General features: G+C 68.0%; 26 protein-coding genes and 1 other RNA gene. 10 read left to right on the forward strand and 17 right to left on the reverse strand.

Annotation, left to right across the window (positions count from 1 at the left end):
• Positions 1–75: 75 nt before the first annotated feature.
• Genes FFF93_RS11145 through FFF93_RS11160 form a run of 4 tightly spaced genes read left to right on the forward strand, consistent with a single transcriptional unit; the run spans position 76 to position 2,921 of the window.
• Positions 76–1,371 carry an Nramp family divalent metal transporter gene (locus FFF93_RS11145; protein WP_395858384.1) on the forward strand — a complete coding sequence of 432 codons (1,296 nt, stop codon included), beginning with the start codon at positions 76–78 and terminating at the stop codon, positions 1,369–1,371.
• Between the two features lie 10 nt (positions 1,372–1,381).
• The gene (locus FFF93_RS11150) at positions 1,382–2,110 is read left to right on the forward strand and encodes a metal-dependent transcriptional regulator (RefSeq protein WP_138768853.1); all 729 of its coding nucleotides are present in this window, start codon (positions 1,382–1,384) and stop codon (positions 2,108–2,110) included.
• Positions 2,107–2,553, forward strand: a complete 447-nt coding sequence (locus tag FFF93_RS11155; protein ID WP_138768852.1) for a CrcB family protein — start codon at positions 2,107–2,109, stop codon at positions 2,551–2,553. The genes FFF93_RS11150 and FFF93_RS11155 overlap by 4 nt, the downstream gene beginning before the upstream one ends.
• Entirely contained in the window at positions 2,550–2,921 is a 372-nt protein-coding gene (locus FFF93_RS11160; protein WP_138768851.1) for a CrcB family protein, read from the forward strand. The genes FFF93_RS11155 and FFF93_RS11160 overlap by 4 nt, the downstream gene beginning before the upstream one ends.
• Here FFF93_RS11160 and FFF93_RS11165 read toward each other — a convergent pair.
• The gene (locus tag FFF93_RS11165) at positions 2,918–4,324 is read right to left on the reverse strand and encodes an MFS transporter (RefSeq protein ID WP_138768850.1); all 1,407 of its coding nucleotides are present in this window, start codon (positions 4,322–4,324) and stop codon (positions 2,918–2,920) included. The two genes, FFF93_RS11160 and FFF93_RS11165, sit on opposite strands and share 4 nt — an antisense overlap.
• A 110-nt stretch (positions 4,325–4,434) precedes the next feature.
• Here FFF93_RS11165 and FFF93_RS11170 point away from each other — a divergent pair, with 110 nt between their 5' ends.
• Positions 4,435–4,806 carry a hypothetical protein gene (locus tag FFF93_RS11170; RefSeq protein ID WP_138768849.1) on the forward strand — a complete coding sequence of 124 codons (372 nt, stop codon included), beginning with the start codon at positions 4,435–4,437 and terminating at the stop codon, positions 4,804–4,806.
• A gap of 52 nt (positions 4,807–4,858) precedes the next feature.
• On the forward strand, positions 4,859–4,993 hold the full coding sequence (locus FFF93_RS17140) for a hypothetical protein (protein ID WP_261375082.1): 135 nt from the start codon (positions 4,859–4,861) through the stop codon (positions 4,991–4,993).
• Between the two features lie 123 nt (positions 4,994–5,116).
• Here the strand turns inward: FFF93_RS17140 and ssrA are convergent.
• The 14 genes from ssrA to galE form a co-directional block, all read right to left on the reverse strand.
• Positions 5,117–5,485, reverse strand: a transfer-messenger RNA (tmRNA) gene (gene ssrA, locus FFF93_RS11175).
• 127 nt (positions 5,486–5,612) lie between these two features.
• A complete protein-coding gene (gene smpB, locus FFF93_RS11180) occupies positions 5,613–6,083 on the reverse strand; it encodes an SsrA-binding protein SmpB (protein WP_138768848.1) in 471 nt (156 codons plus the stop codon).
• A 39-nt stretch (positions 6,084–6,122) separates the two neighbouring features.
• On the reverse strand, positions 6,123–7,511 hold the full coding sequence (locus FFF93_RS11185) for a M23 family metallopeptidase (protein ID WP_138768847.1): 1,389 nt from the start codon (positions 7,509–7,511) through the stop codon (positions 6,123–6,125).
• A gap of 25 nt (positions 7,512–7,536) precedes the next feature.
• Positions 7,537–8,451 (reverse strand): permease-like cell division protein FtsX, encoded by a 915-nt coding sequence (gene ftsX / locus FFF93_RS11190; protein WP_138768846.1) that lies wholly within the window; start codon positions 8,449–8,451, stop codon positions 7,537–7,539.
• A complete protein-coding gene (gene ftsE / locus FFF93_RS11195; protein WP_138768845.1) occupies positions 8,448–9,191 on the reverse strand; it encodes a cell division ATP-binding protein FtsE in 744 nt (247 codons plus the stop codon). Before ftsE ends, ftsX begins: the two co-directional genes overlap by 4 nt.
• A 171-nt stretch (positions 9,192–9,362) precedes the next feature.
• A complete protein-coding gene (gene prfB, locus FFF93_RS11200; protein ID WP_138768844.1) occupies positions 9,363–10,478 on the reverse strand; it encodes a peptide chain release factor 2 in 1,116 nt (371 codons plus the stop codon).
• A gap of 28 nt (positions 10,479–10,506) precedes the next feature.
• Entirely contained in the window at positions 10,507–10,980 is a 474-nt protein-coding gene (locus tag FFF93_RS11205; RefSeq protein ID WP_261375083.1) for a pilus assembly protein TadG-related protein, read from the reverse strand.
• Positions 10,977–11,417 carry a hypothetical protein gene (locus FFF93_RS11210; RefSeq protein ID WP_138768843.1) on the reverse strand — a complete coding sequence of 147 codons (441 nt, stop codon included), beginning with the start codon at positions 11,415–11,417 and terminating at the stop codon, positions 10,977–10,979. Before FFF93_RS11210 ends, FFF93_RS11205 begins: the two co-directional genes overlap by 4 nt.
• The gene (locus tag FFF93_RS11215; protein ID WP_138768842.1) at positions 11,398–11,811 is read right to left on the reverse strand and encodes a TadE family protein; all 414 of its coding nucleotides are present in this window, start codon (positions 11,809–11,811) and stop codon (positions 11,398–11,400) included. The genes FFF93_RS11210 and FFF93_RS11215 overlap by 20 nt, the downstream gene beginning before the upstream one ends.
• Positions 11,812–11,814: 3 nt before the next feature.
• Positions 11,815–12,015 (reverse strand): hypothetical protein, encoded by a 201-nt coding sequence (locus tag FFF93_RS11220; protein WP_261375435.1) that lies wholly within the window; start codon positions 12,013–12,015, stop codon positions 11,815–11,817.
• 83 nt (positions 12,016–12,098) lie between these two features.
• Positions 12,099–13,040: a type II secretion system F family protein gene (locus tag FFF93_RS11225; RefSeq protein ID WP_138768841.1), complete on the reverse strand. Its 942-nt coding sequence runs from the start codon at positions 13,038–13,040 to the stop codon at positions 12,099–12,101.
• Positions 13,037–13,891 (reverse strand): type II secretion system F family protein, encoded by an 855-nt coding sequence (locus FFF93_RS11230; RefSeq protein WP_138768840.1) that lies wholly within the window; start codon positions 13,889–13,891, stop codon positions 13,037–13,039. The genes FFF93_RS11225 and FFF93_RS11230 overlap by 4 nt, the downstream gene beginning before the upstream one ends.
• Entirely contained in the window at positions 13,891–15,114 is a 1,224-nt protein-coding gene (locus tag FFF93_RS11235; RefSeq protein ID WP_138768839.1) for a CpaF family protein, read from the reverse strand. Before FFF93_RS11235 ends, FFF93_RS11230 begins: the two co-directional genes overlap by 1 nt.
• 125 nt (positions 15,115–15,239) lie before the next feature.
• Entirely contained in the window at positions 15,240–16,283 is a 1,044-nt protein-coding gene (gene galE, locus FFF93_RS11240; RefSeq protein ID WP_138768838.1) for a UDP-glucose 4-epimerase GalE, read from the reverse strand.
• A 178-nt stretch (positions 16,284–16,461) separates the two neighbouring features.
• On the opposite strand from galE, the gene FFF93_RS11245 reads away from it, so the two are divergent.
• Positions 16,462–18,546 (forward strand): acyltransferase family protein, encoded by a 2,085-nt coding sequence (locus tag FFF93_RS11245; RefSeq protein WP_138768837.1) that lies wholly within the window; start codon positions 16,462–16,464, stop codon positions 18,544–18,546.
• A 215-nt stretch (positions 18,547–18,761) separates the two neighbouring features.
• Positions 18,762–21,104, forward strand: coding sequence for a GH25 family lysozyme (locus FFF93_RS11250; RefSeq protein ID WP_138768836.1), 2,343 nt, complete (start codon positions 18,762–18,764; stop codon positions 21,102–21,104).
• Between the two features lie 96 nt (positions 21,105–21,200).
• Here FFF93_RS11250 and FFF93_RS11255 read toward each other — a convergent pair whose 3' ends face one another.
• Positions 21,201–21,563 (reverse strand): DUF2304 domain-containing protein, encoded by a 363-nt coding sequence (locus tag FFF93_RS11255; protein ID WP_138768835.1) that lies wholly within the window; start codon positions 21,561–21,563, stop codon positions 21,201–21,203.
• 15 nt (positions 21,564–21,578) lie between these two features.
• Positions 21,579–22,262, reverse strand: a complete 684-nt coding sequence (locus FFF93_RS11260) for a glycosyltransferase family 2 protein (RefSeq protein WP_186372282.1) — start codon at positions 22,260–22,262, stop codon at positions 21,579–21,581.
• Positions 22,263–22,447: 185 nt separating this feature from the next.
• Between FFF93_RS11260 and FFF93_RS11265 the strand changes: the two genes are divergently transcribed.
• A complete protein-coding gene (locus FFF93_RS11265; protein WP_138768834.1) occupies positions 22,448–23,566 on the forward strand; it encodes a glycosyltransferase family 4 protein in 1,119 nt (372 codons plus the stop codon).
• Between the two features lie 2 nt (positions 23,567–23,568).
• Positions 23,569–24,753: a hypothetical protein gene (locus FFF93_RS11270; RefSeq protein WP_138768833.1), complete on the forward strand. Its 1,185-nt coding sequence runs from the start codon at positions 23,569–23,571 to the stop codon at positions 24,751–24,753.
• Positions 24,754–24,806 lie beyond the last annotated feature (53 nt).

A 24,806-nucleotide genomic window follows, 5' to 3' on the forward strand; every position in this document is an offset into this window, starting at 1 on the left:
CAGACCTGCCCCGCCTATGATTTCGGTATGCCTAACTTTTAAGTTCAGGCTTATGGAACTTCAAGGGAGCGCGCAGTGCTGGACGTCACCAGACCCAAACCCCACCCCGGGGGTCCGCCGCCCGCGCGCAAGGGGCGTGGCGGCCGCCGCGCCCTGCTCGGACTGCTGGGCCCGGCGTTCGTGGCGGCGATCGCCTACGTGGATCCCGGCAACGTAGCCGCCAACCTCACGGCCGGCGCGCAGTACGGCTACCTGCTGGTCTGGGTCCTCGTCGTCGCCAACGTCATGGCCGTGCTGGTCCAGTACCAGTCCGCCAAACTCGGCATCGTTTCGGGCAAGAGCCTGCCGGAAATCCTCGGCGAACGGCTCCGGCCGGTCTGGCGCCGGGCCTTCTGGGTGCAGGCCGAAATCGTGGCCGCTGCCACCGACCTTGCCGAAGTGGTGGGCGGTGCGATCGCCCTGTATTTGCTCTTCGGCCTCCCACTCCCCCTCGGCGCGGTGATTGTGGGCGGCATTTCGATGGCCCTGCTCGCCGTGCAGAGCCGCAACCAGCAGCGGCCCTTTGAATTCATCATCATCTTCCTGCTGGGCATCATCACCGTAGGATTCCTGGCCGGCCTCTTCATCAGCCCGCCCGACGCCGGCGGTGTCCTGGCGGGGCTCGTGCCCGGCTTCCAGGGCCCCGACACCGTGCTGCTGGCCGCGAGCATGCTCGGCGCCACCGTGATGCCGCATGCCATCTACGTGCACTCGGCGCTGTCGAGGGACCGGCACCGCCCCAACCCGCACCTCCATGTCCCGCCGCACGCCGTCGCGCGGCTGGTCAAGGCCACCCGCTGGGACGTGGTCGCGGCGCTGGCCGTCGCCGGGATCGTCAATGTTGGCATGCTGCTGCTGGCCGCCTCGACCCTGGGCGGCGAGGAGGGAACGGACACCATCGAGGGGGCGCATGCCGCGATCACCGCCAACCTGGGCCCGGTGGTCGGCGTGGTCTTCGCCGTCGGACTGCTCGCCTCCGGACTGGCCTCCACCTCGGTGGGATGCTACGCCGGCGGCTCCATCATGCAGGGCCTGCTCAAAATCAGGATCCCGCTGATGACACGCCGGGTGCTCACCCTGATCCCGGCCGTGGTGCTGCTGAGCGTCGGCTTCGACCCCACCTGGGGCCTCGTGCTCAGCCAGGTGGTACTCAGCTTCGGAATCCCGTTCGTCCTGGTCCCGCTCGTGGTGCTGACCAGCAGCAAGCCCCTGATGGGAGAGTTTGCGGACGGGATCGTCCTGCGCGTGGCCGCGATCGTCAGCGTGGTCCTGGTGGTGGCGCTGAACCTGGTCCTGCTGTGGCTCACCTTTTCCGGGGCCGCCGGACGGTAGGCTTGGGGCTGTGAAGACCAGTCCGCCCTCCTCCTCGATCGAGGACTACGTCAAGGTCATCTACTCCTTCACGGAGTGGCAGGACAAGCCCATCACCTCCACGCAGCTGGCCCAGCGCCTCGGCGTCGCCAATTCCTCGGTCTCCGAGATGGTCCGCAAGCTCAAGGACCAGGGCCTGGTGGACCACAAGCCCTACAGTGCGGTCACCTTGACCGACGACGGCGTCCGCCTGGCCCTCTCGATGGTCCGCAGGCACCGGCTGATCGAGACCTTCCTGGTCCAGGAGCTCGGCTACCGCTGGGACGAGGTGCACGACGAGGCCGAGCTGCTCGAACATGCCGTCTCCGACACCTTCATCGAGCGGATGGCCGCAAAGCTGGGGAACCCGGTCCGGGACCCGCACGGCGACCCGATCCCCGCCGCGGACGGCTCGGTCCTGATGCCCCCGGCCCACCGGATGAGCGAACTCGACGACGGGCACACCGGCCGGATCACCCGGATCAGCGACGAGAATCCCGAACTGCTGCGCTACCTCGCCGCCGAACAAATCGATCTGGACGCCGACGTCGAGGTCCTTGGCCGGAAACCCTTCGGTGGACCCCTCGTGGTCAGGATCGGTGCCCTCGGCGAGGCCCGCGAGGTCGACCTCGCCGACGAAGTGGCCGCCGCGCTCTGGGTGCACAGCAACACATCCCACGCGGGCTGCAGCATGGCCGGGCCCGCAATGGGTGCTGAATGAAGGCGCTGCACGCGGACCGCCCGGCCGCTGTCTCCGGGATGCCGGGGTGGCGGGCGTGGACGGCAGTCGCCGTCGGCGGCCTGATCGGAACCGAGCTCCGCTACGGCGCTGGGCTGGCCTTTCCCGAGGCCGCCGGCGCCGTGCCGTGGGCCACCCTGGCGATCAACGTCCTGGGCAGCTTCGTCCTGGCCGCCTTGACCACCCTCTGGATCGCACGGCCCCGCACCGCCTTCTGGCTCAGGGCCGGTCTTGGCCCGGGACTGCTGGGTTCCTTCACCACGTTCTCCGCGCTGGCCCTCGCCGTTGACCAGCTGGTCCGAGGCGGCTTCCACGCCGTGTGGCTGGCCTACCTCGCGCTGTCGCTGGTCCTGGGGCTCGGCGCGGCCGCGGCCGGCTGGAAGTCGGGCAAGGCGCTGGCCGACCTGAGCGGCAGGGCACAGTGACCGCCGCGCTGCTGGTGGGGGTCTTTGGGGCGGCCGGCGCCCTGCTCAGGTTCGCCGTCGACTCCTGGTTTGCCCACCGGCCAGGCCCGCATCCGCACTGGCCCTGGGCAACCCTGACGGTCAACGTTGTCGGATCCCTCATCATCGGGCTGTCCCTCGGTGCGACCCCGCGGCTGGGCCTCGGCCCCGAGTGGCAGGCCGCCCTCGCCAGCGGCCTGGCCGGCGGCTTGACCACGTTCAGCTCCTGGACCACCGCCACCATCAGGCTGGTCAGCGAGGGGCGCTACCGGGCCGCCGCGCTCAACGTGGCCGCCAACCTGGCCGCCGGCCTCGCCGCGGCCGCCCTCGGCATCGCCCTCGCGGCCTAGGCGCCGTCCGCACCTGTACTGTCCGCGACCTCCCGCGGCGGGTTCCGGATCCCGACGGCGGAGGCCGCGGCGCCGGCAATGAAGAGCCCGGCGGTGACCATCGCCGTGCCGTGCAGCCCCGCCGTCGTAATCACCGGCCCGGTGATGAGCCCGGCGAACGCGATGGTCACCAGGCCAGCGATGCGGGCGACGGCGTTGTTTACGGCCGAACCGATCCCGGCTTCCTCCGGATCGACGGCGCCAAGAATCGCCGAGGTCAGCGGCGCCACGGTCACGGCCAGTCCGATCCCAAAGACCACCATGCCCGGGAAGACCTGGCCAAAATAGTCCAGCGGCAGCCCGACGCCGAGCAGCATCACGAAGCCCGTCGCGCACAGCAGCGGCCCCGCGGTCATAAACCAGCGCGGACCGAAGCGGCCGGAGAGTGCCCCGATCCGGGCGGAGAGCAGGAGCAGGATCAGGGTGGAGGGCAGCAGGGCGAATCCGGCGGCCGTGGCACCGAGCCCGGCGACCTGCTGCAGAAAGAGCCCCAGGACGAAGAAGCCCAGGTTCAGCGCGCCGTAGATCACCGTGGTGGCGATGTTGCCCCAGCCGAAGTTGCGGATGGCGAACAACCGCAGCGGCATCATCGGCGCCCGGGTGCTCCGCTCATGGACCAGGAACGCGATGAGCCCGGCGAGGCCGACGACCAGCGGGAGCCAGACCTGCGGGGCGCCCCAGCCGAGGGCCCCGCGTTCGATGAAGGCGTAGACGATGCCGCCGAGGCCGATGACCGCGAGCACCGTTCCCCTGACGTCGATGGTGCTGCCGGGCGCGCGGTCCAGGTCCAGTTCGCGCAGCCGGCGCAGTGCCGGCCAGACCGCGACCGCCGGGACGACGTTGAGGAAGAAGATGAGCCGCCACGTGAACACGTCCACGGAGACGCCCCCGAGTAGCGGGGCGGCGACGATGGCCCCTGACGTCCAGGCGGACCATTTGCCGATCGCCGCGGACTGCGCCGGGCCGCTGAACACGGTGACGATCAGGGCCAGCGAACTGGGGACCAGCAGCGCTCCGGCGACGCCTTGCAGGCCGCGGGCCACTATCAGCGACTCACCGCTCCAGGCCAGGCCGCACAGCACCGAGGTGGCGGTGAAGCCGGCGAGGCCCCATTGCAGGACCCGCACCCGGCCGAACTGGTCCGAGAGGGAGCCTGCGACCAGGATCAGCGCGCCCAGGGTCAGCAGGTAGGCGTCCACCACCCACTGCTGGACCACCAGCCCGCCGCCGAGCTCCCGTCCGATGGCGGGGAGGGCAAGGTTGACCACCGAGCCGTCCAGAAAGGCGATGAAGGACGCGACAATCGCCACGTACAGCACGCGCTTCTCGACGCTGGACATGGCTGCGGCGGGGGTGCCGGACATGGCTGCTGCCTTCCTCACTGCCCGCCTGGGAGCGGGCACCGGCTTTGGACTGAGCCTAGCACCGGAGCACCGGAGACTGCCGGTGTCCCTGGGTCCGGTAAAATTGCAGGATGGTTACGAGACGTGAAGCTGCCCAGGTCCTTGATATTCCGCTGGAAATGGCCAACCGTCACGGTATTCCGTCCCGCCTGTCCGAGGCCGAACTCGGCGAACTGCTGGACAGCCCGCCGGCGTGGCTGGTCCAGTCGCGGGCCAACCGGACCGGCAAGCGACCGGTCTGGGTGCAGCTGAGCTGCGCCGTCTGCGGCTTCGCCGAAACGGCCAGGCCAAAGAAGTGGTGGCCGGAGTTCAGCTACGTTTGCTGCGCCCATCACGCGCCCTACGAACTTCCCCCTCTCGACGCCGGGCTGGTCCGCAGCGAGTATGAAGGAGTCGGGAGCCGTTTCATCGGCATCGTGGACGTCGCTGTACCCGAGGCGTAGCCTTAAAAGCACGGGCTCATCCCGGGCCCCCACCTTTTAGGGAGCGCGCAAAATGCCTGACAAGTCGCCGCACCGGCACCTCACCAAGAAGCCGGTCAAAACCATCAAGGAAAAACGGGCCGAGAAGAAGGCCAAGCACATCGTGGACGAGCACACCGATCCGGTGGCGCACATCAAGAAGCGCTGACCGCGGCCGTCCCGCGGCTACGGACGACGCCGTCCAGCACAACAAACCATCACAACAAAAAGGCCGGAAGCTGATGCTTCCGGCCTTTTGCTACGGGGTGGAGCTCCGTTGCCGGGGCTCCGTCTGTGGAGATGGGGGGAATTGAACCCCCGTCCGATGTCGTGTTGTCAGGGCTTCTCCGGGCGCAGTTTGCGTCGGATTTTCTCGGCCCCAGCCATGCTGCAAACAGCTGGCTGATCCGGGCCCAGTCATCTGAGAGTCCCGTTCACCCCGATGACGGAGGTAAACAGCAGTGGCTATCTAAATGACGCCAGGATCCGGGGCAATAGCAACCTCGGGCTGACGGACTGTCTTACTGCTTAGGCAGCGAGAGCGAAGTCAGTGCGTTTTGATTCGGCACTTATTGGTTTGCAGACAGCGTTTACGAGATAATTCTGCATCCTCGGCCCGCTTCACCTGTCGCGACTAACATCGTCGAAACCGATCATCCCCGTATTTTTTTATCAACTGTTTTCTTCAAACCCGGGCTGCGATCCTTGCGGATCCTTCCCGGACTACCAATCATAACGCAACGTCCGCCGGATTCATTCCCAGCCGCTCCGCAGGCCAGGCCCGGGCGTCAGGCCCGGTTCCGCTCCCGCATCACGCGGAGGGCCTCGCGCTTGTCCTGCTGCTCCCGCAGCGTCTGGCGCTTGTCGTATTCCTTCTTGCCGCGGGCGACGCCGATCTCCACCTTGGCACGGCCGTCCACGAAGTACAGCTGCAGCGGCACAATCGTGAAGCCCGATTCGCGGATCTTGTGCGAGATCTTGGTCAACTCATCGCGGTGCAGGAGCAGCTTCCGACGCCGGCGGGCGGCGTGGTTGGTCCAGCTCCCCTGGTGGTACTCGGGGATGTGGATGCCCTCCATCCACAACTCGTCGTTGTAGAAGGTGCAGAAGCCGTCGACCATGGACGCGTGGCCCTCGCGCAGGGACTTCACTTCGGTACCCATGAGCGCGATGCCGGCCTCATAGGTATCCATGATGTGGTAGTCGTGCCGGGCCTTGCGGTTGGTGGCCACTACCTTCCGGCCACTTTCTTTAGGCACGGTCAAACTCCTCAGTCGATGGAACGGGTCACTTCCAGTTTAGAGCAGGCCCATCGGGTCGACCGCACGGCCATTGACCCAGGTCTCGAAGTGCGAGTGGCAGCCGGTCGAGTTGCCGGTGGTTCCCGAGTAGGCGATCAGCTGGCCCTGGCTGACCTGCTGGCCGGCGGAGACCACCACGGAGGTGTTGTGGTAGAAAATCGTGGTCAGCGAGTTGCCCTGCACCACGCCGTGGGAGATCTTCACGTGGTTGCCGCCGCCGTCGTTCCCCCAGCCCGCCGAGAAGACGGTACCGGCCGCCGGGGCAAAGACGGGGGTGCCGCAGGGGGCGCCGAAGTCGATGCCGGTGTGCATGTAGCCGCCCTGGCCGTAGAAGTCGATGGTGCCCGGCGGCGTCGCGCGCCAGCCGAAGCCGGAGGTGATCGGGATGCCGTTGAACGGGCTGCGCAGGCCGAAGGCCGACAGCGGGCCAGGAGGCGCCGGAACGTAGGGCCGTTCGGCCTGCCCCTGCGCGCGGGCGGCCGCAGCGGCCGCCTCCGCAATGCGCCGCTGCTCGGCTTCCCACGCCTCGCGCAGCTTCCGGTCGCGCTCGACGATTTCCGCGGCGACGGCGTCCTGCCGGGCCTTGACCTGCGCGAGCTGGCTCTGGATCCCCGGCTTGGCCGCCTGCAGTTCCCCGTTGAGGCGCGTGGTGTCGGCGATGAGCTTGTCCACCTGGGCCTTTTTGGCCTCCGCCTCGTCGCGGGCAGCCTTCTCACGGGCCAGCGCGGCGTCGGCCTTGGCCTTGAGGTCCTTGATCTCGGCCTCGACGGCCTGCAGCCGCGCCTGCGAGTTCACGTTGGTGGCATTCTGCTGGGTCAGCTTGTCCATCGCGGAGTTCTGGCTGCGCAGGGCCTGGTCCGCCAGGTCGATGGTGTCGGTGAGGCTGCCGCCCTGGTTCGAGCCGAAGAAGAGCGAGAGGTTTGACGGCACGCCGCCGGACTTGTATGCCTGTGTGGCGATCTGCCCGATCAGCTTTTTGGTTTCGGTCGTCTTCTGCTTGTCGTTCTCAAGCTGCTGGGTGATTTTGGCTTTGTTCTGCTGGGCGAGGTCCACCCGCGCGGCGAGGGCCTCCACCTCCTTGACGGCGCCGGCCACCCGGCCCTGCGCATCGAGCAGTGCTTGCTGGGCGCCCGGCAGCTGGCCCTGGTAGACCACCAGGTCCCCGGCGGCCTTGGCGATCTTCGCGTCCACGAATTCGAGCGACTGCTGCACCCGCGCGGCCTCGGCGTCGAGGGCCGCCTGCTGGTCTTCGAGCGTGTCGGCGAAGGCTACCGGCGTCGAGGCGCCCAGGTTGGCTGCGAGGAGCAGCGCCACCGCGGCACTGATCAGGCGGCTGCGGCGGCCGGCGCGGCCGGCCGGTGCGGTGCGTCGGGCCATCGGTGTCATGAGCATTCCTCTTCGTTGCGCAAAGCTAAACCCTCAAGTAGCGGCGGAGGGTCAGGAGTGATGATATCCCGGCAAGCAGGACGCCCAGGCCGATCAGGGCCGGAGCCAGGATCAGTGTCTGGGCCGGGGAGATGAACGCCGTGTCCGGATACTGCTTGGACAGGAACTCGCCGAGGAAGAAGTGCGCGACGGCCCAGAGCGTGCCGGACGCCAGGGCGGCACCGATCACGGCGGCAATCACGCCCTCCAGGATGAAGGGCAGCTGGATCACGGTTTTGGAGGCGCCAACGAGGCGCATGATCCCGGTTTCCCGGCGGCGGCTGAAGGCGGAGAGCCGGATGGTGGTGGCGATCAGCAGGATGGCACAGACGATCATGACCCCGGCGACGCTGACCGCCACGAGGGAGGCGGCGTTCATCGCGGAGAAGAGCCGCTCCAGCAGCTGGCGCTGGTCGATCACGGACTCCACACCGGGCTGGGAGGAGAAGTTTTCGCTGATCACCTGGTACTTTTCCGGGTCTTTCAGGTTGATCCGGAAGGAAGCCGGGAGCTGGTCCGGGGTAACCGAGTCCACGATCGGCGAGTTGGAGAACTGCTCCTTGAAGTGCCGGTAGGCGTCATCTTTCGATTCGAACTGGAAATCGTTGACGTACTGGGCCACTGACGGGGACTGCAGCAGCTTGCGCAGGGCGTCCTGCTGCTCCGGCGTCGCCGGCCCGGTGGCGCAGCCTGGCGCCGTCGAACCGTCGCTGCAGAGGAAGACGGCGACCTGGACCTTGTCGTACCAGTAGCCCTTCATCTGGTTGATCTGCAGTTGCAGCATGCCCGCCGCGCCCACAAAGGTCAGGGAAACGAAGGTGACCAGGATGACGGAGACCACCATGGACAGGTTGCGGCGCAGGCCGCTGCCGATCTCGGCCAGGATGAAGGCGAGCCTCACAGCTGGCCCTCCCCGCTCGCGTCCCGCAGCCGGCGGGACTGGCCGACCACCGGCATCATCGAGGTGTACAGCGCCCGGGCCTCGTCACGGATGACGACCCCGTTGCGCAGCTCCACCACGCGCTTGCGCATCTCGTTAACGATGTCGTCGTCGTGCGTGGCCATCACCACGGTGGTGCCGTTCTGGTTGATCTTGTCGAGGACGCCCATGATGCCCATCGAGGTGGTGGGGTCCAGGTTGCCGGTGGGTTCGTCGGCCAGCAGGATGCCGGGACGGTTGACGACGGCGCGGGCGATCGCCACGCGCTGCTGCTCGCCGCCGGAGAGCTCGTGCGGCAACCGGTTCTCCTTGCCTTCGAGTCCCACGGTCTTGAGGACTTCGGGGACGGTCTCGCGGATTACGCTGCGGCTCCGGCCGATGACCTGCATGGCGAAGGCGACGTTGGCGAACACGGTTTTCTGCGGCAGCAGGCGGAAGTCCTGGAAGACGACGCCGATCCCCCGGCGCAGCCGCGGTACCCGCCAGCTGGAAATCTTGGCCACGTTCTGGCCGGCGACGTAGACGGCGCCGGAGGACGCGCGGTCCTCCTTCAGCACGAGGCGCAGGAAGGTGGACTTGCCGGAGCCGGAGGCGCCGACGAGGAAGGCGAATTCGCCGCGGTCAATCTCAAGGTTGATCGAATCCAGCGCCGGTCGCGCTTTCTGGTCGTAGACCTTGGTGACATTTTCGAAACGGATCATGGCCCTAAATACCCTGCAGGAGCCGGGCATTTTTCAGACCAGTTCTGCTGCCGGGGCGCGGGCTTTCTTTTGGGGGAAGTAGGGCACCGGCCCCTCGACTATACGCACGGGTAACGTCGCCGGGGCCGGAATGCGGGGGCGTGTCGCGGGATTGTGCCGCTTTGCCCCGGGCTACTTCTCGGCGTTACGGTTGTCGGTCCGCCAGCGGATGCCGGCGTCGATGAAGTCGTCGATCTCGCCGTCGAACACGGCGGAGGTGTTGCCCACCTCGTGTTCGGTGCGCAGGTCCTTGACCATCTGGTACGGGTTGAGCACGTAGGAGCGCATCTGGTCGCCCCAGGACGCTTTCACGTCGCCGGCAAACGCCTTCTTCTCGGCGTCCTCCTGCTCCTTCTTGAGCAGCAGCAGGCGGGACTGCAGCACACGCATGGCGGCCGCCCGGTTTTGCAGCTGTGACTTCTCGTTCTGCATGGAGACGACCGTGCCGGTGGGGAGGTGGGTCAGGCGCACGGCGGAGTCCGTGGTGTTGACCGACTGGCCGCCCGGGCCGGAGGAGCGGAAGACGTCGACGCGGATTTCGTTGTCCGGGATCTCGATGGAGTCGGTCTGCTCGATCAGCGGGATGACCTCGACCGCGGCGAAAGAGGTCTGCCGGCGGCCCTGGTTGTCGAAGGGGCTGATCCGGACCAGCCGGTGGGTGCCCGCCTCGACGCTCAGGGTGCCGAAGGCGTAGGGGGCCTTGACCTCGAAGGTGGCGGACTTCAGCCCGGCCTCTTCGGCGTAGGAAGTGTCCATGATGGTGGTCGGGTAGCCGTGGCGTTCGGCCCAGCGCAGGTACATCCGCAGCAGCATCTCGGCGAAGTCCGCCGCGTCCACGCCGCCGGCGCCGGCGCGGATGGTGACCACGGCTTCGCGCTCGTCGAACTCGCCGGAGAGCAGGGTGACGACCTCGAGGTCCTTCAGCGACTTGCGGATGGATTCGAGTTCCGCGGCCGCCTCCCCCATCGAATCGGCGTCGTCCTCGTCCTGGCCGAGCTCCACGAGGACTTCCAGGTCGTCGATCCGGGCAACGAGCTTGTTCAGCCGCTCCAGTTCGGACTGCTTGTGCGAGAGCTTGGAGGTGATGACCTGCGCCGCCGCGGGGTCGTCCCAGAGGTTCGGTTCGCCGGCGCGCTCGCTCAGTTCGGCGATGTCTTCCTTCAGCGCCTCGACATTCGAAACGTTCTCGATGGAGGCGTAGGTGGCGCGCAGCGCGCGGATTTCTGCGGGAAAATCAATGTTTGCCATGGTTTTTCAAGCCTACCCCGGTTGCGCGTCAGCGCGTCAGCCGGGACCGCGCCGTCGACGTCGCCTCGATCCGGACCCCGTCCGGGATCAGGAAGTTGACGATCGGCGGGTGCACCGCGGCGCTCAGGACCACGACGGCGGTGGATCCGTCCGGGCTGCCCGTGGCCGGGGCGACCGTGAGGCCGCTGAACCGGCCGAAGGCGCCGGTGCGGTTCAGGTAGTCGGCGGCGGTGCTGCGGACGCGGCCGGTGCTGAGGACAGCGGTGGGGCTGCCCGTGGTGTTTTCCAGCTGCCCCAGGGTGAAGCTGTCGGCGGCGGCCACCGAGGCCCCGTCCGCCAGTGACAACAGTTTTTTGTGTTCGATGTACACGCTGGAGGCGCCCGCGACGGCGACGGTGACGAGCAGGGCGAGCAGCACGTAGCCGATGATCAACACCATCAGCTGGCCGTCCTCGCCGCGGCTGGTTCCCCGGCTAACCCGCGCCGGGGATCCGGCGGTCATCGGAACCGACCGACGAGCTGGGTGGCTGAGGCGCTCAGCTGCCCGGCGTCGAGCTTCAGCACGTCGCTGAACGGCACGAACGGCAGCGGCACCGTGAGGTGGACGGTAACGGTGACCGCGGACCCGGGCGCCGTGCAGTCGGCCGGCTCGCAGCTGGTTTCCAGGCTGGCATTGTCGGCCGGCTGGCCGTAGTCGGCGAGCGCCAGCTGCACGGCCTGCTCGGCGGCGGCCCGGCCGCTCGCCGCGTCGGGCTGGGCCACGTAAATCTTGGCCGCCTGGTCCGCGGCGCCCACCACGGCGAAGGAGCCGCCCTGGAGCTGGCCCACCGTGATGATGAAGTACACCACCGGCACCATCAGCAGCAGGCAGAGGAAGGTGAATTCGACGACGGCGCTCCCCCGCTCGGCGTCGCCGTCGTCAGGGCTGGATGGCGGCATGTCCTTTCACCTCCAGGAGTGCGCGGGGGCCGATCAGGCCGATGACGGGCAGCGGGGCGCGGACCGTCACCTCGAGGGTGCGGATGCCGGCGTAGCTGGTCTCCGTGGTGCTGACATCCCGGGCAAACTCCGGGGTGAGGGCGACGCCGATCAGTTGCGTGGTGCGTTCCCGCGCGTCGGCGGCGGTGCGGTCGGCCAGGGTGCCGTACCGGGCGCCCGAGGCGGCGGCATCGATCAGCGTGTTCCGGACGTGCAGCACCAGGGCAAGCTGCACGATCCCCAGGAAGAACAGGGTGAGGAGGGCACCGACCAAGACAAAGTCCACCACAGCGGAGCCGCGTTCGGCGCGGGCGGCGCTGGGTGCGCGTGCGCGTGCGCTGCCTGCTGGGTTCACCGCCTATTGCCCGACTTTTTGCATGGCCTGATTGAAGAGCCCCTCCAGCGCCGGGCCTGCGAGCGCCAGCAGCGCGGCCACGAGCACGGCCGACATCAGTGTGATCATGACCCAGCCGGGCACGTCACCGCGTTCGCCCGGGTCACGGCGTCCCGACTGGCGGGTAGCCTCCGGCCCGTCGGCGCCGGAGCGCCACAACAGCATGACCGCCAGTCGGACCAACAACATAGCTCGAATACCCATAGTCTTCACTGCTTCCCCTTTCTCTCGGTTGGTCATTGCCCCGCTCAAAGTCCCAGGCTGATGGCCGCCAGGCCCGGGAAGACGGCGAATACGACCGTCAGCGGCAACACGCCGAAGACGAGCGGGACCATCATGCCGATTTCCTTCCGGCCGGCGGATTCCATCAGTTCGCGCTTGGCGGTGTCGCGCACGTCCTGCGCCTGGGCCCGCAGAACGTCCGCCAGCGGCGTCCCGCGTTCCACTGCCACGATCAGCCCGTCAACGAACCGGACCAGCGGGCCCAGTTCGGTGCGGGACGAAAATTGCTGCAGCGCGTCGGCCAGCGGCTTGCCGGCCCGGGTGTCGGCGAGCACCCGGGAGAACTCCTTCGACAGCTCCCCCTGCGTTCTGCGGCACACCCGGTCCAGGGCGCCAGTGGCGCTCTCCCCCGCGCTCACGGCCAGGGCCATAAGCTCGGCCACGCTGGGGAACTCCGCCATCATGCGGGCTTCGCGCTTCCTGATGTGCGCCCCCAGCACATAGTCGCGAAACAGGAAGCCGGCGAGCCCGGAGCCGACGACGATCAGCACCGCGAACAGCGGGTTGAACCGGCCGATCGCTCCTCCCAGCAGCACCGTGCCCGCAGCCGCCACGAATCCGCCGGCCGCCCAGAGCAGCTGCTCCGCGCGGAAATCGACCGACGACTTGCTGCTTCCGGCCCGGGCAAGCCTGCGGTTGAGCGCCGACGAGCCCGGGTTCAGCCTGCCCAGCGCCCGTACCCAGTCACGGACCACCGGGCGCAGAATCCGTTCCAGCGGGCCGAAGGGGGTGACGTTGCCGGGCGTGGCGCGCAGCAGCCGGGATTCCAGGTTGTGGGACCTGAGCTGCGGTCCGATGCGCTCCGCGAAGCTGATGGGCCGCAGAAACGGCAGCCGCACCAGGAACAACCAGAGACCGCCGCCCAGCACGACGCCGCAGACCACGGCGCTGGCCATAAGCCCGGTCACCGGAGGACCCGTTCGTCCTGCGGGAGGGCGCCGATCCGGAGCATCACGGCGTAGGAAAACAAGGAGACCACCAGTCCGCCGAGCAGCACCGCCGCCCCGACGGGCGAGTTGTAGGCGGCCACGGCCTCGGGCCGGCTGGCCAGGAGCACCAGGACAATCCACGGCGCGGCCACGGCGAGCCGGGCGGCGTTGACCGTCCACGACTGCCGGGCCTCCAGTTCGCTGCGGGTCCGGGCGTTCTCCCGCAGGAATTCCGCGAGGGTGCCCAGCAGCCGGCCCAGGTCCGATCCCCCCACCTCCCGGGTCAGCCGGAGCGCCTCGACGATGCGGTCCGCAACCGGGTCGGCGAGCCGTTCCTTCAGCCGGCTCAGGGCCGGGTCGAACTGGCCTCCGGAGCGGTAGTCCGCGCCAAAGTCGCGGAACAGCGGGCGCAGCTCGGACGGTCCTTTCTCGCCCAGCTGGATCAGCGCCTCCGGCAGCGACAGGCCAGCCCGGATGGCGGAGCGCAGGTGGTCTACGACGTCGGGCCACAGCTCACGGAGCACGGCCGAGCGCTTCCGGGCCCGCCACTTCACGAGGCCCAGCGGCAGCCAGCCTCCGAACAGGCCAAAACAGCCCGAAATCGGCCAGGATCTGGTGCCCGCGAAGAACATGAGGGTGACGAAGGCACCCACACCACAGCAGGTCGCCAGCAGGCCGAGCCGGCTGACTTTTTCGATGCCGGCGGCCCGCAGCAGGTCCTCCAGCCGGCTGACGCGCGGCGGGCGCACTGGTGTCTGCGGATGTTCCCAGGCAGACCACCAGACCAGCAGCAGTCCGGCGCCGCCAAGCACCCCCAGCAGCGGCGCCATCAGCGCGGCTCCAGCAGCGCCGCGACGTCGTACCCGGAGCGGGCAAACTTCTCCGCCGCGGGCATCGAGTTCGCCCTGGGCCGCAGCCGGCCGTCGGCCAGGTCGAAGACCATGGACGATTCGATGACGCCGTTTTCCACCCGCCGGCCCAGCGAGAGGATCTCGGTGACCTGGCGTCGCCCGTTCGGAAGCCGGCTGCAGTGGACCACCAGGTCGATGCAGGAGGCCACGGTTGGGACCACGAAGGCACTGGAGATGTTCTCGCCGGCGAGCAGCGGCAGCGTGCAGATCTTCGTGACCGCGTCGTGGGCCGAGTTCGCATGGACGGTGCACATGCCCGGCATCCCCGAATTCAAAGCTATGAGCATGTCCAAGCTTTCGGCTTCCCGGACTTCGCCGACCACCAAGCGGTCCGGCCGCATCCGCAGGGCCTCCTTCACCAGGCGGCGGAGCGGGATTTCGCCCTCCCCCTCAAGGTTTGGCTGCCGGCACTGCAACCCCACGACGTCGCGGAGCGGGAACTGCAGTTCAAAGATCTCCTCCACCGTGACCACCCGTTCGCGGGTGCCGATGCTGGCAGCGAGGCAATTCAGCATGGTGGTCTTGCCTGCCTGGGTCGCGCCGGAAACCAGGATGTTCAATCCGCTGGCCACCGCGGCGCCGAGGAACCGGGCCGACTGCGGGGTGAGCGTCCCCAGCTCCACGAGGTGCTCGAGCCGGCTGGCCCTGACCACGAACTTGCGGATGTTGATGGCCCAGTGGCGCCGGGTGACATCCGGGATGACGACGTGCAGCCGCGAACCGTCGGGCAGCGCGGCATCGACGAACGGGGAGGACATGTCCAGCCGGCGCCCCGAGCTCTTGAGCATGCGCTCCACGAGGTCGCGGACCTGTTGATCGCTCAGCGCGATGGACGTCAGTTCCGACTCGCCGTTGCGGGCCACGAAGATTTCGTTCGGCGCATTGAGCCAGATCTCCTCGATCGCGGGGTCGTCGAGCAGCGGCTGCAGCGGCCCGAAGCCGGCGACAGCGTCAAAGACAAACCGTCGGGCCGTTTCGAGGGAACCGATGGGCGGAAGCGGCGCCAGCAGGGCTCGTTCGTCGTAGTCGCTGATTGCCTCTTCCACCAGGCGCCGGACTTCGCCGGCCTGCCGGAGGGGGTCCAGCCCGCGGCGGCGGATCAGCTCGCGGACCTCGTCCTCGACGATGCGCACAGCTTCCACGGTGCCCCCAACATGACCGCTACCCCTCCCCCTGGGGCAGTGCAACTGGGGTTAAAGCTAAAGGAGCCGGCGCATTCGGGCAAGGGTGCCGGCCACGCTATGTGGACAAGTGGCCGGCAGCGTCCTTACTCGGTCTTGGCCGCGGCAGCCTCGGCCACCGCCGCGTAGCCGTGCGGGTTGTTGCTCTGCCAGCGCCAGTGGTCCTCGCACATCTGCGCGAGGTTCCGGTGCGCGGACCAGCCCAGGTCGGCGAGCGCCGCGGAGGGGTCGGCGTAGCTGACCGCTGCGTCGCCGGGGCGGCGCGGGGCAAATTCGTAGGGCACCGGGTGGCCGGCGGCCTTGCCGAACGCCTCGATGACCTCCAGCACGGAGGAACCGCGGCCGGTGCCGAGGTTCCAGCGGAACACGCCGGCCTTGTCGCCGAGGTAGCCCAGCGCGGCCAGGTGGCCGGCAGCGAGGTCCATCACGTGGATGTAGTCGCGCACCCCGGTGCCGTCCGGCGTCGGGTAGTCATTGCCGAACACCATGACCTTCTCGCGGCGGCCCACGGCCACCTGGGCCACGAACGGCAGCAGGTTGTTGGGGATGCCGCTGGGGTCCTCGCCGATCAGGCCGGACTCATGGGCGCCCACCGGGTTGAAGTACCGGAGCAGGGCGATGCTCCAGCGCGGGTCGGCGGCACCCAGGTCGGAGAGGATGTCCTCGATCTGTTCCTTGGTGCGGCCGTAGGGGTTGGTGGCGTCCAGCGGGGCCTTCTCGATGAGCGGAACCTCCTCGGAGGCGCCGTACACCGTCGCGGAGGAGCTGAAGACCAGGCGGCGCACACCGGCGGCGTCCATGCTGTGCAGCAGGTTCAGGGTGCCCACCACGTTGTTCTGGTAGTACCAGAGCGGCTTCTCCACGGATTCCCCCACGGCCTTCAGGCCGGCGAAGTGGATGACGGCCTCGAAACCGCCCTCGGCGAAGACGGCGTCGACGGCGGGCGCGTCGAGCAGGTCGACCTCGCGGAAGTCCACGTTCTTGCCGGTGAGCTGCTCCACCCGGCGCAGGGACTCGGGGTTCGAGTTCATCAGGTTGTCGAGGACAACAACCTCGTGCCCCTCTTCGAGCAGACAAAGCGTCGTGTGCGATCCGATGTAGCCGGCCCCGCCGGTAACCAATACCTTCATGCGGTCCAGTGTAGGGCGGGAAGCGCCGGAGGTCTCATTCGGCCCGCGCGCTCCGGGATCCGCGATTGTGCCCCGCTAGCGCCCAACATTTACCATGGGAAGAGACGTCCGGAGTTTGGATGCCGGCGGAGCCCTGTGGATTTCGCGCCCGAACTGCCCCTGAAACAGGAAGTATTCCATGCCGCCGATCACGGCCGAACGAACGCTCCAACGCCCGCTGGCGCGGCCCACCGCGCCGAAGTCTTCGCTGCGCAACGACATCCAGGGCCTGCGCGCCATCGCCGTCGGCTCGGTGCTGCTCTATCACATGGGGGCGCCCTTTATCCCGGGCGGTTTCGTGGGTGTGGACGTCTTCTTCGTGATTTCCGGCTTCCTGATCTCCGGCCTGATCATCCGCGAGCTGCAGCGCACCGGAACCTTCTCCTTCTCGGCTTTCTACGCACGGCGGCTGAAGCGGCTCGCGCCGGTCTACCTGCTGGTGCTGCTGGCCTCCGGCACCGCGGTGATGACGCTGCTGACGCCGCTGCAGGCGGGCCGCTACGTCAAGGACCTGATTGCCGCGGCCCTGTACGCCGCCAACTTCAACTTCGCGACCCAGACCACCGGCTACTTTGCCGACCCGGAGCCTTCCCCGTTCGTCCACTTCTGGTCCCTGGCGGTGGAGGAACAGTTCTACTTTGTCTGGCCGATCATGCTGTTCCTGGTACTGCACCGGGCCCGCCGCTCCCGGCATCTGCTCTGGTACCTGCTGGGCGGCGTGTTTGCAGTCTCCCTCGCGTTGAGCATCGTGCTGTCCCATTCGCAGCCCACCAGCTCGTACTACCTCCTGCACACCCGGGCCTGGGAGCTCGCCGCCGGCGCGCTGACCTACCTCGTCGCGGCGAAACTGACAGCACTGACCGCCCGGCTGCGCGGCCTGCTGCTGGCGGCCGGTCTCAGCTCGGTAATTCTGTCCGCGCTGCTCATCACCAAGACCATGGAGTTCCCGGGCTGGGTGGCAATTTTCCCGGTCCTCGGCACGGTGGCCATCATCCTCGCCGGCACCGGCGGTACCATGCCTCCCGGAGCCGACCGCATCCTGGGCAATGCGCCGATGCTGTTCCTCGGCAAGATCTCCTACTCGCTGTACCTGTGGCACTGGCCGCTCCTGGTCATCCCGCAGCTGTTGGCCGCCGGACCGCTGCGCCTGCGCGAGAAGGCTGTCCTCGCCGCCGTCGCCGTCGTGCTGGCAACGCTGACCTATTACTTTGTCGAAAAGCCCTTCCAGACCCTGAACATCGACCGCCGCAAGCGCCAGACCTACGTCGTCGCACTGGGTACGACGGCGGCACTCGTCGCCGCCTTTGGCGGCTGGGGCCTGGTGCAGCAGCACGCCCTGCAGTCCGCCCAGGCATCCAGCAAGCTGACCATCAACGCGGACCGGGCCGGGACAGGCCTGGCGCCGTTCGCGGATTCGGTCGTCGACGCCAGCGGCCGCTGGATCCCGCAGGCCAAGCTCACCCCGTCGCTGGACACCGTGGACAAGGACCTGACGGATATTTTCACGAACGGGTGCAATAACAACGGCGCGGACTACAACACCACCGGCTGCGAGTTCGGGAAACTCGACTCGCCGCGGACCGTGGTGCTCTTCGGCGACTCCCACGCCGGCCACTGGTTCCCAGCGCTGAAGAAGGCCGCCGACGTCGAGGGCTTCCGGCTGGTCACCATCACCAAGTCCGCCTGCCCGTCCGTCCAGCTCCCCATCACAGGCCACCCGGACATCAACGGCCCCTTCAACTGTGACAAGTTCCAGCGCGGCGGCCTGGAGCGCATCCGCCAACTCAACCCCGAGCGCGTGGTGATTTCCAACTCCGAACGCAGCTACCGCAGCTTCCCCGGTGTCGGCCCCGACTATGAGAAGCAGTGGTCCGCCGGACTCAACGCACTCCTGAACGGCCTCCCGGCCGGCGCCAAGCCGGTGATCATCGGCGACAACCCGAGCTGGCAGCAAAGCCCGAACTCCTGCGTCTCCAAGCACCTGCAGGACCCGGACACGTGTGCGGTGAGCCGCGCGGATTCCTACAGCCCGGCACTGCAGGCCATGGAGAAGGATGCAGTGGCTGCCCGCAGCGGGTCCTTTGTGGACACCGTGGATCTGCTCTGCGACGAGTCCGCCTGCCCGGCGGTCTACCGCAGCGTGCTGATGTCCCGGGACGGCAACCACATCACAACTACCGCCGCCCGCGCGCTGGCGGCCCCGATCGCCGCGGCCCTGGGCTAGTTCCCGCGGCACGGCTCGCACGCCGCGTGGAAAAGGCGCTACCCACTCCTGCAACACAGGTAACATTGGCAACTGTAGTAACGCCGGTATCTGCGGTGTTATGGTGTGTCCACCATGCGGAGGCTACCGGCGGCAGCGCCGGCCCTTATGCGCACCGCGGTTCAGTGATCTGGAGGCGGTGAGACGGGAAGCCTACTTCCTCCAGGAGAACAACAATGAGCCGAACCCGGTCCCCTCTTCCTGTCCCATACCGCCGTTCCAGGCTGCGGTGGGGCTTTGCGGCCAGCGCCGCAATTGTCCTCTCCCTGGGGTCCGTGTCCCCCGCCTTTGCGGCCGCCCCGGCCGCCATGGCGCCGAGCAGCCTTAGCGCACCGGCCGCCGTCAAACAGGGCGCCGTGCCCGCCACATCCAGCAGCGACTTCCTCTCCACCATCGGCCCGAACGGTGCGAGCATGGGCGACGGAGTCCGGAAGTACGAGGCCAAACCCGCGGGACCTGGGGCGGCATCGGTCACCGGGACCACGGCCGGGGCCACCTGGATGCCGCCGGGGGTCCAGGGCCTGGACGTCAGCAATTACCAGGCAGGCGTTGACTGGGGAGCCGAGGTCGGCAAGGGCGCGAAGTTCGCCTACGTCAAGGCCAGCGAGGGCAACTACTACCTCAACCCAGCTTTCTCCTCCCAGTTCAACAATTCCTTCAACGTCGGGCTGGTCCGCGGCTCCTACCACTTCGCGATCCCGCACCCGGATGCGGGAACGGCCGCCGACCAGGCCCGGTACTTCGTAGCGAACGGCGGGGTCTGGTCCGGTGACGGCATGACCCTTCCGCCCCTGCTCGACATCGAATACAACCCCTACGTGGGTTCGTACTTCGGCAACACCTGCTACGACCAAACCCCGGAGCAGATCGTGGCTTGGACACGGGAGTTCTCCGACACCGTCTACGCGCTGACCAAGCGGCTTCCGGCGATTTACACGACGACGGACTGGTGGAGCACCTGCGCCGGGAACAACGGCGGTTTCTCGGGCAACCCGCTCCACATTGCGGCCTACGGCGTGGATCAGCCCGGAGTCCTACCCAACGGCTGGCTCGGCTACGACATCTGGCAGTACAGCAGCACCGGACCGTTTTCCGGCGACTCCAACGTCTGGCGCGGCACGCTCGCCCAGCTGAAGTCCTTCGCAGGCGGGGTTTCCGTCAACACCGGCGGGGCCATCGGCCAGGCCTGGCTGGCGGCCGGGGGCGCCAACGGCTCCTGGGGCCAGGCGACCAACCTCGAAAGCTGCAACTCCTCCTTGTGCCTGCAGGTGTTCGAGCGGCGGATGGCCTACTGGACAGCCCAGCGAGGCGTCCTGACCGTGGGCACGTCCGGCGGCATCGGTTCCACGTGGCGTAGTTCCGGTGCGGCTGCGGGCCGATACGGACTGCCGGTCGCCAACGAAGGTTGTACCAGCACCTACTGTGTCCAGAACTTCGAGACCGGCGACCTGTACTGGTCCGCCAACACCGGCGTGCAGTCAATCTATGTCGGCACGGACAACTCCACTATCGGTGCCTACTGGAAGAAGCAGGGCGGACCCAACAGCAAGTACGGCCTGCCCACCTCCGGCGAATCCTGCGCCGCCAGCTACTGCGCCCAGTATTTCGAACGCGGGTCGATCTACTGGACCGCGGCGACTGGCATCCAGCCGGTCTTCACCAACGCCGACAGCTCCACGGTGGGCGGGGTCTGGACCAAGCTTGGCGGCATCAACAGCAAGTACGGGTTCCCGACCGCGGCCGAGAAATGCTACTCCAACTACTGTGAGCAGCTCTTCCAGCGCGGCCGGGTCCTGTGGAGCGCGGCCGGCGGCACCCAGCCGGTCTTCACCAACGGCGACAACTCCACGATCGGCGGCCTCTGGGTCAAGGCCGGCGCATCGGCCAGCCGGTACGGCTTCCCCATCGGGCCCGAGACCTGCACGGCAACCTCCTGCCAGCAGCGCTTCCAGTACGGCACGATCGTCTGGAGCGCCGCCGGCGGCATCCAGCCCCTGTACTACAGCACTGACAACTCCACCATCGGGGCCTACTACACGCTGAACCTTGGCGGCACCACCGGCAAGTTCGGCTTCCCGATCAGCGCCGAAACCTGCCAGAACAACGCCTGTGTGCAGAAGTTCCAGTACGGCAATGTGTACTGGAGCGCCGCTGGCGGGATCCAGCCGGTATGGACCAACGGCTCCACCGCCACCATCGGCGGCTACTACGAATCCCTGGGCGGCCCGGCCAGCGCACTGTCCTACCCGGCCAGCGCCGAGCAGTGCAAGGGCACCATCTGCTACCAGCGGTTCCTCTCCGGCTACGTGACCTGGGCCGCCTCCACCGGGCTGCAGACGGTGAACACCACGAAGGAGATCGGCAAGGCCTGGCTTGGCCAGGGCGGCGTCGACGGGGCCCTCGGCGTCCCGCGGGACCGCGAGTTGTGCTCCGGCACCACGAGCTGCACCCAGAACTTCGTGAATGGGACCATCCGCTGGTCCTCCACGGGCGGCGTCGTGATCGTGAAGAACCCCTAGCGCGGGAGTCGTCGGGGCGCAGCGCCTAGACAAAAGGGCCGGGCCCGGAACCAGCAATGGTTCCGGGCCCGGCCCTTTTGGTGTGAAACGCCGCGGTTAGTGGACCTGCGCCTGGGCGGCGATCTCGGGGCGGGGCACCTCGTCGATGGCGATGCGCCGTGCAAGCTTCGTGGTCGAGATCTCCATGTGGCGGAAACGCTGGTAGGTGGTCGACATAAAGACCAGCACCGAGACGATGGTGCCGTAGAGCACGAGGTCGGTGCCGCGGCCTACGCCGAAGAAGTTGGCCACGGTGGAGAGCATGCCGGGGAAGAAGATCGAGAGCACCGCCACGACGGCGAACACGATCAGCATCATCCGGCGGATGGCCAGGTGGCGGGCGTTCGAGCCGCCGCGCATAAGCGCCACCGAGACGATGATGACGGCAAGGACAAGCGCGATCTGGACGAAAATCAACATCTCAGGGGGCCTTTACTACTTGAAGAAAAGTTCGAAGACGATATTGACGGCGTTCAGCAGTGACTGCCCCTTCGCCTTGGAGTAGTCCGTGTAGATGATCTCCACGGGGTGCTCCACATAGCGCGGCTGCATCTTCGCCAGCTGGTGCACCAGTTCGGAGGCGTGCGCCATCCGGTTCTGGGTGAGATGAATGCGGCTGGCCACCGAGGGGCTGATGGCACGAAGCCCGTTGTGCGCGTCGGTCAGGTCCATGCCGGTGGCAAGCCGTGACTGGATGGCGGCGGTCTTGAGCACCACCCGCTTGGCGGGGGAAAGCTTCGTCCGCTTATCCAGGAAGCGGGAGCCCAGCACGATGTCTGCCTCGCCGCTGCGGATCCGCTCCACCATCGCCTTGGCGTCCTCAATCCGGTGCTGGCCGTCGGCGTCGAACGTCACGATGCAATCAAGCTCGGGATCCTGGAGGGCGTATTCGAACCCGGTCTGCAGCGCGGCGCCTTGGCCGAGGTTGATCGGGTGCTGGATAACGACGGCGCCGGCCTCCCGCGCGATGTCCTGGGAGCCGTCGGAGCTGCCGTCGTCAATGCAGACAACGTTGGGAAACTCCTTCCGGAGATCCGCTACGACCCCGCCTACGACGGTAGCCTCGTTGTACATCGGAATAACGAACCATGTGCGACTCACAAGAATCCAGTATTCCATATGCCCGGCGGCCGCCCAGCCCGGGGCGCGAAGGGCTGCCGGTATAGTGGTCAGCACTTAGACCCGGCGCATCGGGCCGTCGCTAAGTACTGACGACGGCGGTGTGCAGCCCCGAGAGAAAGCTGCCAGCTACTTTGACCGCCCCCGTTCCCCCGGTCCCGGACTCCGCCCACCATATTGCGTTTGTGGTCAACAACTACCTGCCCAGCGTCGGCGGCGTCGAATTCCACGTCGCCGCACTGGCCAAGCAACTGGCCAGCCTGGGCGCGCGGGTGACCGTCTTCTGCCTGGACAACACCACGCCGTCGGAGCTGGACTCCAACCCCCGGATTGTGCGCTTCCCCTGCTCCCCGGCCGTGGGCGGCGTCCTCGCGTGGCCGTGGCCCGGCACCTCGCGGAAGATCCGGCGGATGCTCTCGGACGGCTCCGTGACCGCCATCTCGACGCACACCCGGTTCTTTCCGATGTCCCTGATCGGCGTACGGCTCGCCCGGCGGCTCGGCGTCCCGGGCATTCACACCGAACATGGCTCCGCCGCGGTGAAGGGCGTCTCCCCCCTGGTCGCACTGGCCAGCAACCTGGTCGACCGCACCATGGGCCGGCTGGTACTGCGCGGCGCCAGCCGCGTCCTGTGCATCTCCGACGGCGCGCGGGAGTTCGTCCGCGACCTCGCCGGCGTCGAGGGCGAGGTCTTCCACAACGCGATCGACACCGCAGCCTTCACCGCGGCTCCGGCCGACACCGCCGGCACCACCGGCCCCGCCGGCACCGCCGCGAGGAACCGGCTGGTCTATGTCGGCCGGATTGTTCCCGGCAAGGGCTGGGACCTCGCACTCGCGACGGCGGAGCAGCTCGCCGTCGACCACCCGGAAATGGAACTGCACATTGTCGGCGACGGGACCGACCGGACCGCCCTGGCCAGCCGGGCCGCGGCCTCGCCCTTGGCGGAGCGCGTCGTGATCCATGGCCAGCAGCCCCCGGCCCGGATCGCCGAACTGCTCCAGGGCAGTGTCTTCCTGAACCCCACCACGCTCTCCGAGGGCTTCCAGACCACCCTTCTGGAAGCGGTGGCCGCGGGCGCCGCCGTCGTCAGCACACCGGTCGGCGCAGCCCGCTACCTCCTGGAGGCTGGGGCCGATGTACGGCTGGCCGACGCCGCCGACCCCGGCGCCTGGGTGGAAAACGTCCGGGCAGCCCTCGACTCCCCCGCGGCGCCGCCGGCGAAGGCCCTCGTGGACTCCTTCGACTGGAAGCGCCGGGCGGCGGAATACCTGGCAGTCATCAACAGCGTGCGGAACTCCTGAGGATGGCCCGGCTGCACTTCCTGGGATCCTCGCTGCTTGGCGCGGCGGGCAGCGCCATGGTTCCCATCTCCGCCTTGTTGCTGTTCTCCACGGTGGATTACGGCGCCTTTTCCGTGCCGTACCTGATCTTTGCCCTCGGCTGGTCCATGACGCTTTCGGCGGTGTGCGACACCTGGGCACGCGGCCGGGCGCAGGCTCCGGAACGCAATGAATGGCACGACTATTCGGGCGCGCTCCTGACGGGTGCCGGCGTCGCCGGCCTCGTCACCCTGGCGGTCGCCGCGATCGTGCTCGGCAACTGGGGCAATGCCCTGGCCGCCGCCGCCGGCGTGGGCGCCAACATCTACCGGCTCGGTGCGCGGTTCTTCCACTCCGCCAGCAAGGGACCGCAGGCGGTACTTGCGTCGGACCTCGCCGGCGTCGCGGTCTTCATCCTTACCGTCGCCGCCGCCCTGTTCTTCCACGTGGGTGCGCTGACCGGGGTGCTGGCCGGGTGGGCCCTGGCCAGCCTCGCGTCCTCGCTGCTGTTCCCCCCGCCGCGCTTGCGCCGCGGCTCGGGACTCATCACGTGGGTCCGGCGCCGGCGGGCTCGCATCGTGCCGCTGCTCGGGGAATCCCTGCTGATGGACGCCGGGTCGATCGGCGCACCGCTGGCCATGGCACCTTTCCTGGGCACCGCCAACTTCGGCGCATACCGCAGCATCTCCAGCGTGGCCATGCCGATCCAGCTAACCCTGGACCCGATCAGGCCCAACATTTCGCAGATGCCGCCCGCGGTGCTGCTGAGCCGCAAGGTTCTGTTCGGTGTGCTCGGCGTCGCGGCGCTAATGGCGCTGGCCTGCTTCGCCGTGCTGGGCCTCGTGCTGCCGCAGCTCCACTTTGTCGCCGGTGCGCTGGCCACGCTGGCGCACTACGCCGTGGCCTGCACCATCTACGTCGCCGTCGGATTCCTTGGACACTTCTACTACATCGTCTCCCGCGGGATCCTCGCGCACGGCAGCCTCGTCAAGGGCAGGGCGATCCAGACGGTAATGCACATCCTCTTCCCCTTCAGCGGGCTCTTCCTCAACGGCCTGGACGGAGCGGTGTCGGGGTTCGTCGCAGCGAACGCCGCCGCCGCCCTTGTCTGGCCCGCGTTCCTGCTCCGCCAGCACGGCCGGGTGCCCGACCACGCCGCCGAGGCCTGAGCGGCGGCTTTGATATGGTGGCCAGAGTTCCAATGTGATCACCCTAGGGAGTT

Origin of the sequence: Arthrobacter sp. KBS0702 (assembly GCF_005937985.2) — a bacterium.
GTDB lineage: Bacteria > Actinomycetota > Actinomycetes > Actinomycetales > Micrococcaceae > Arthrobacter.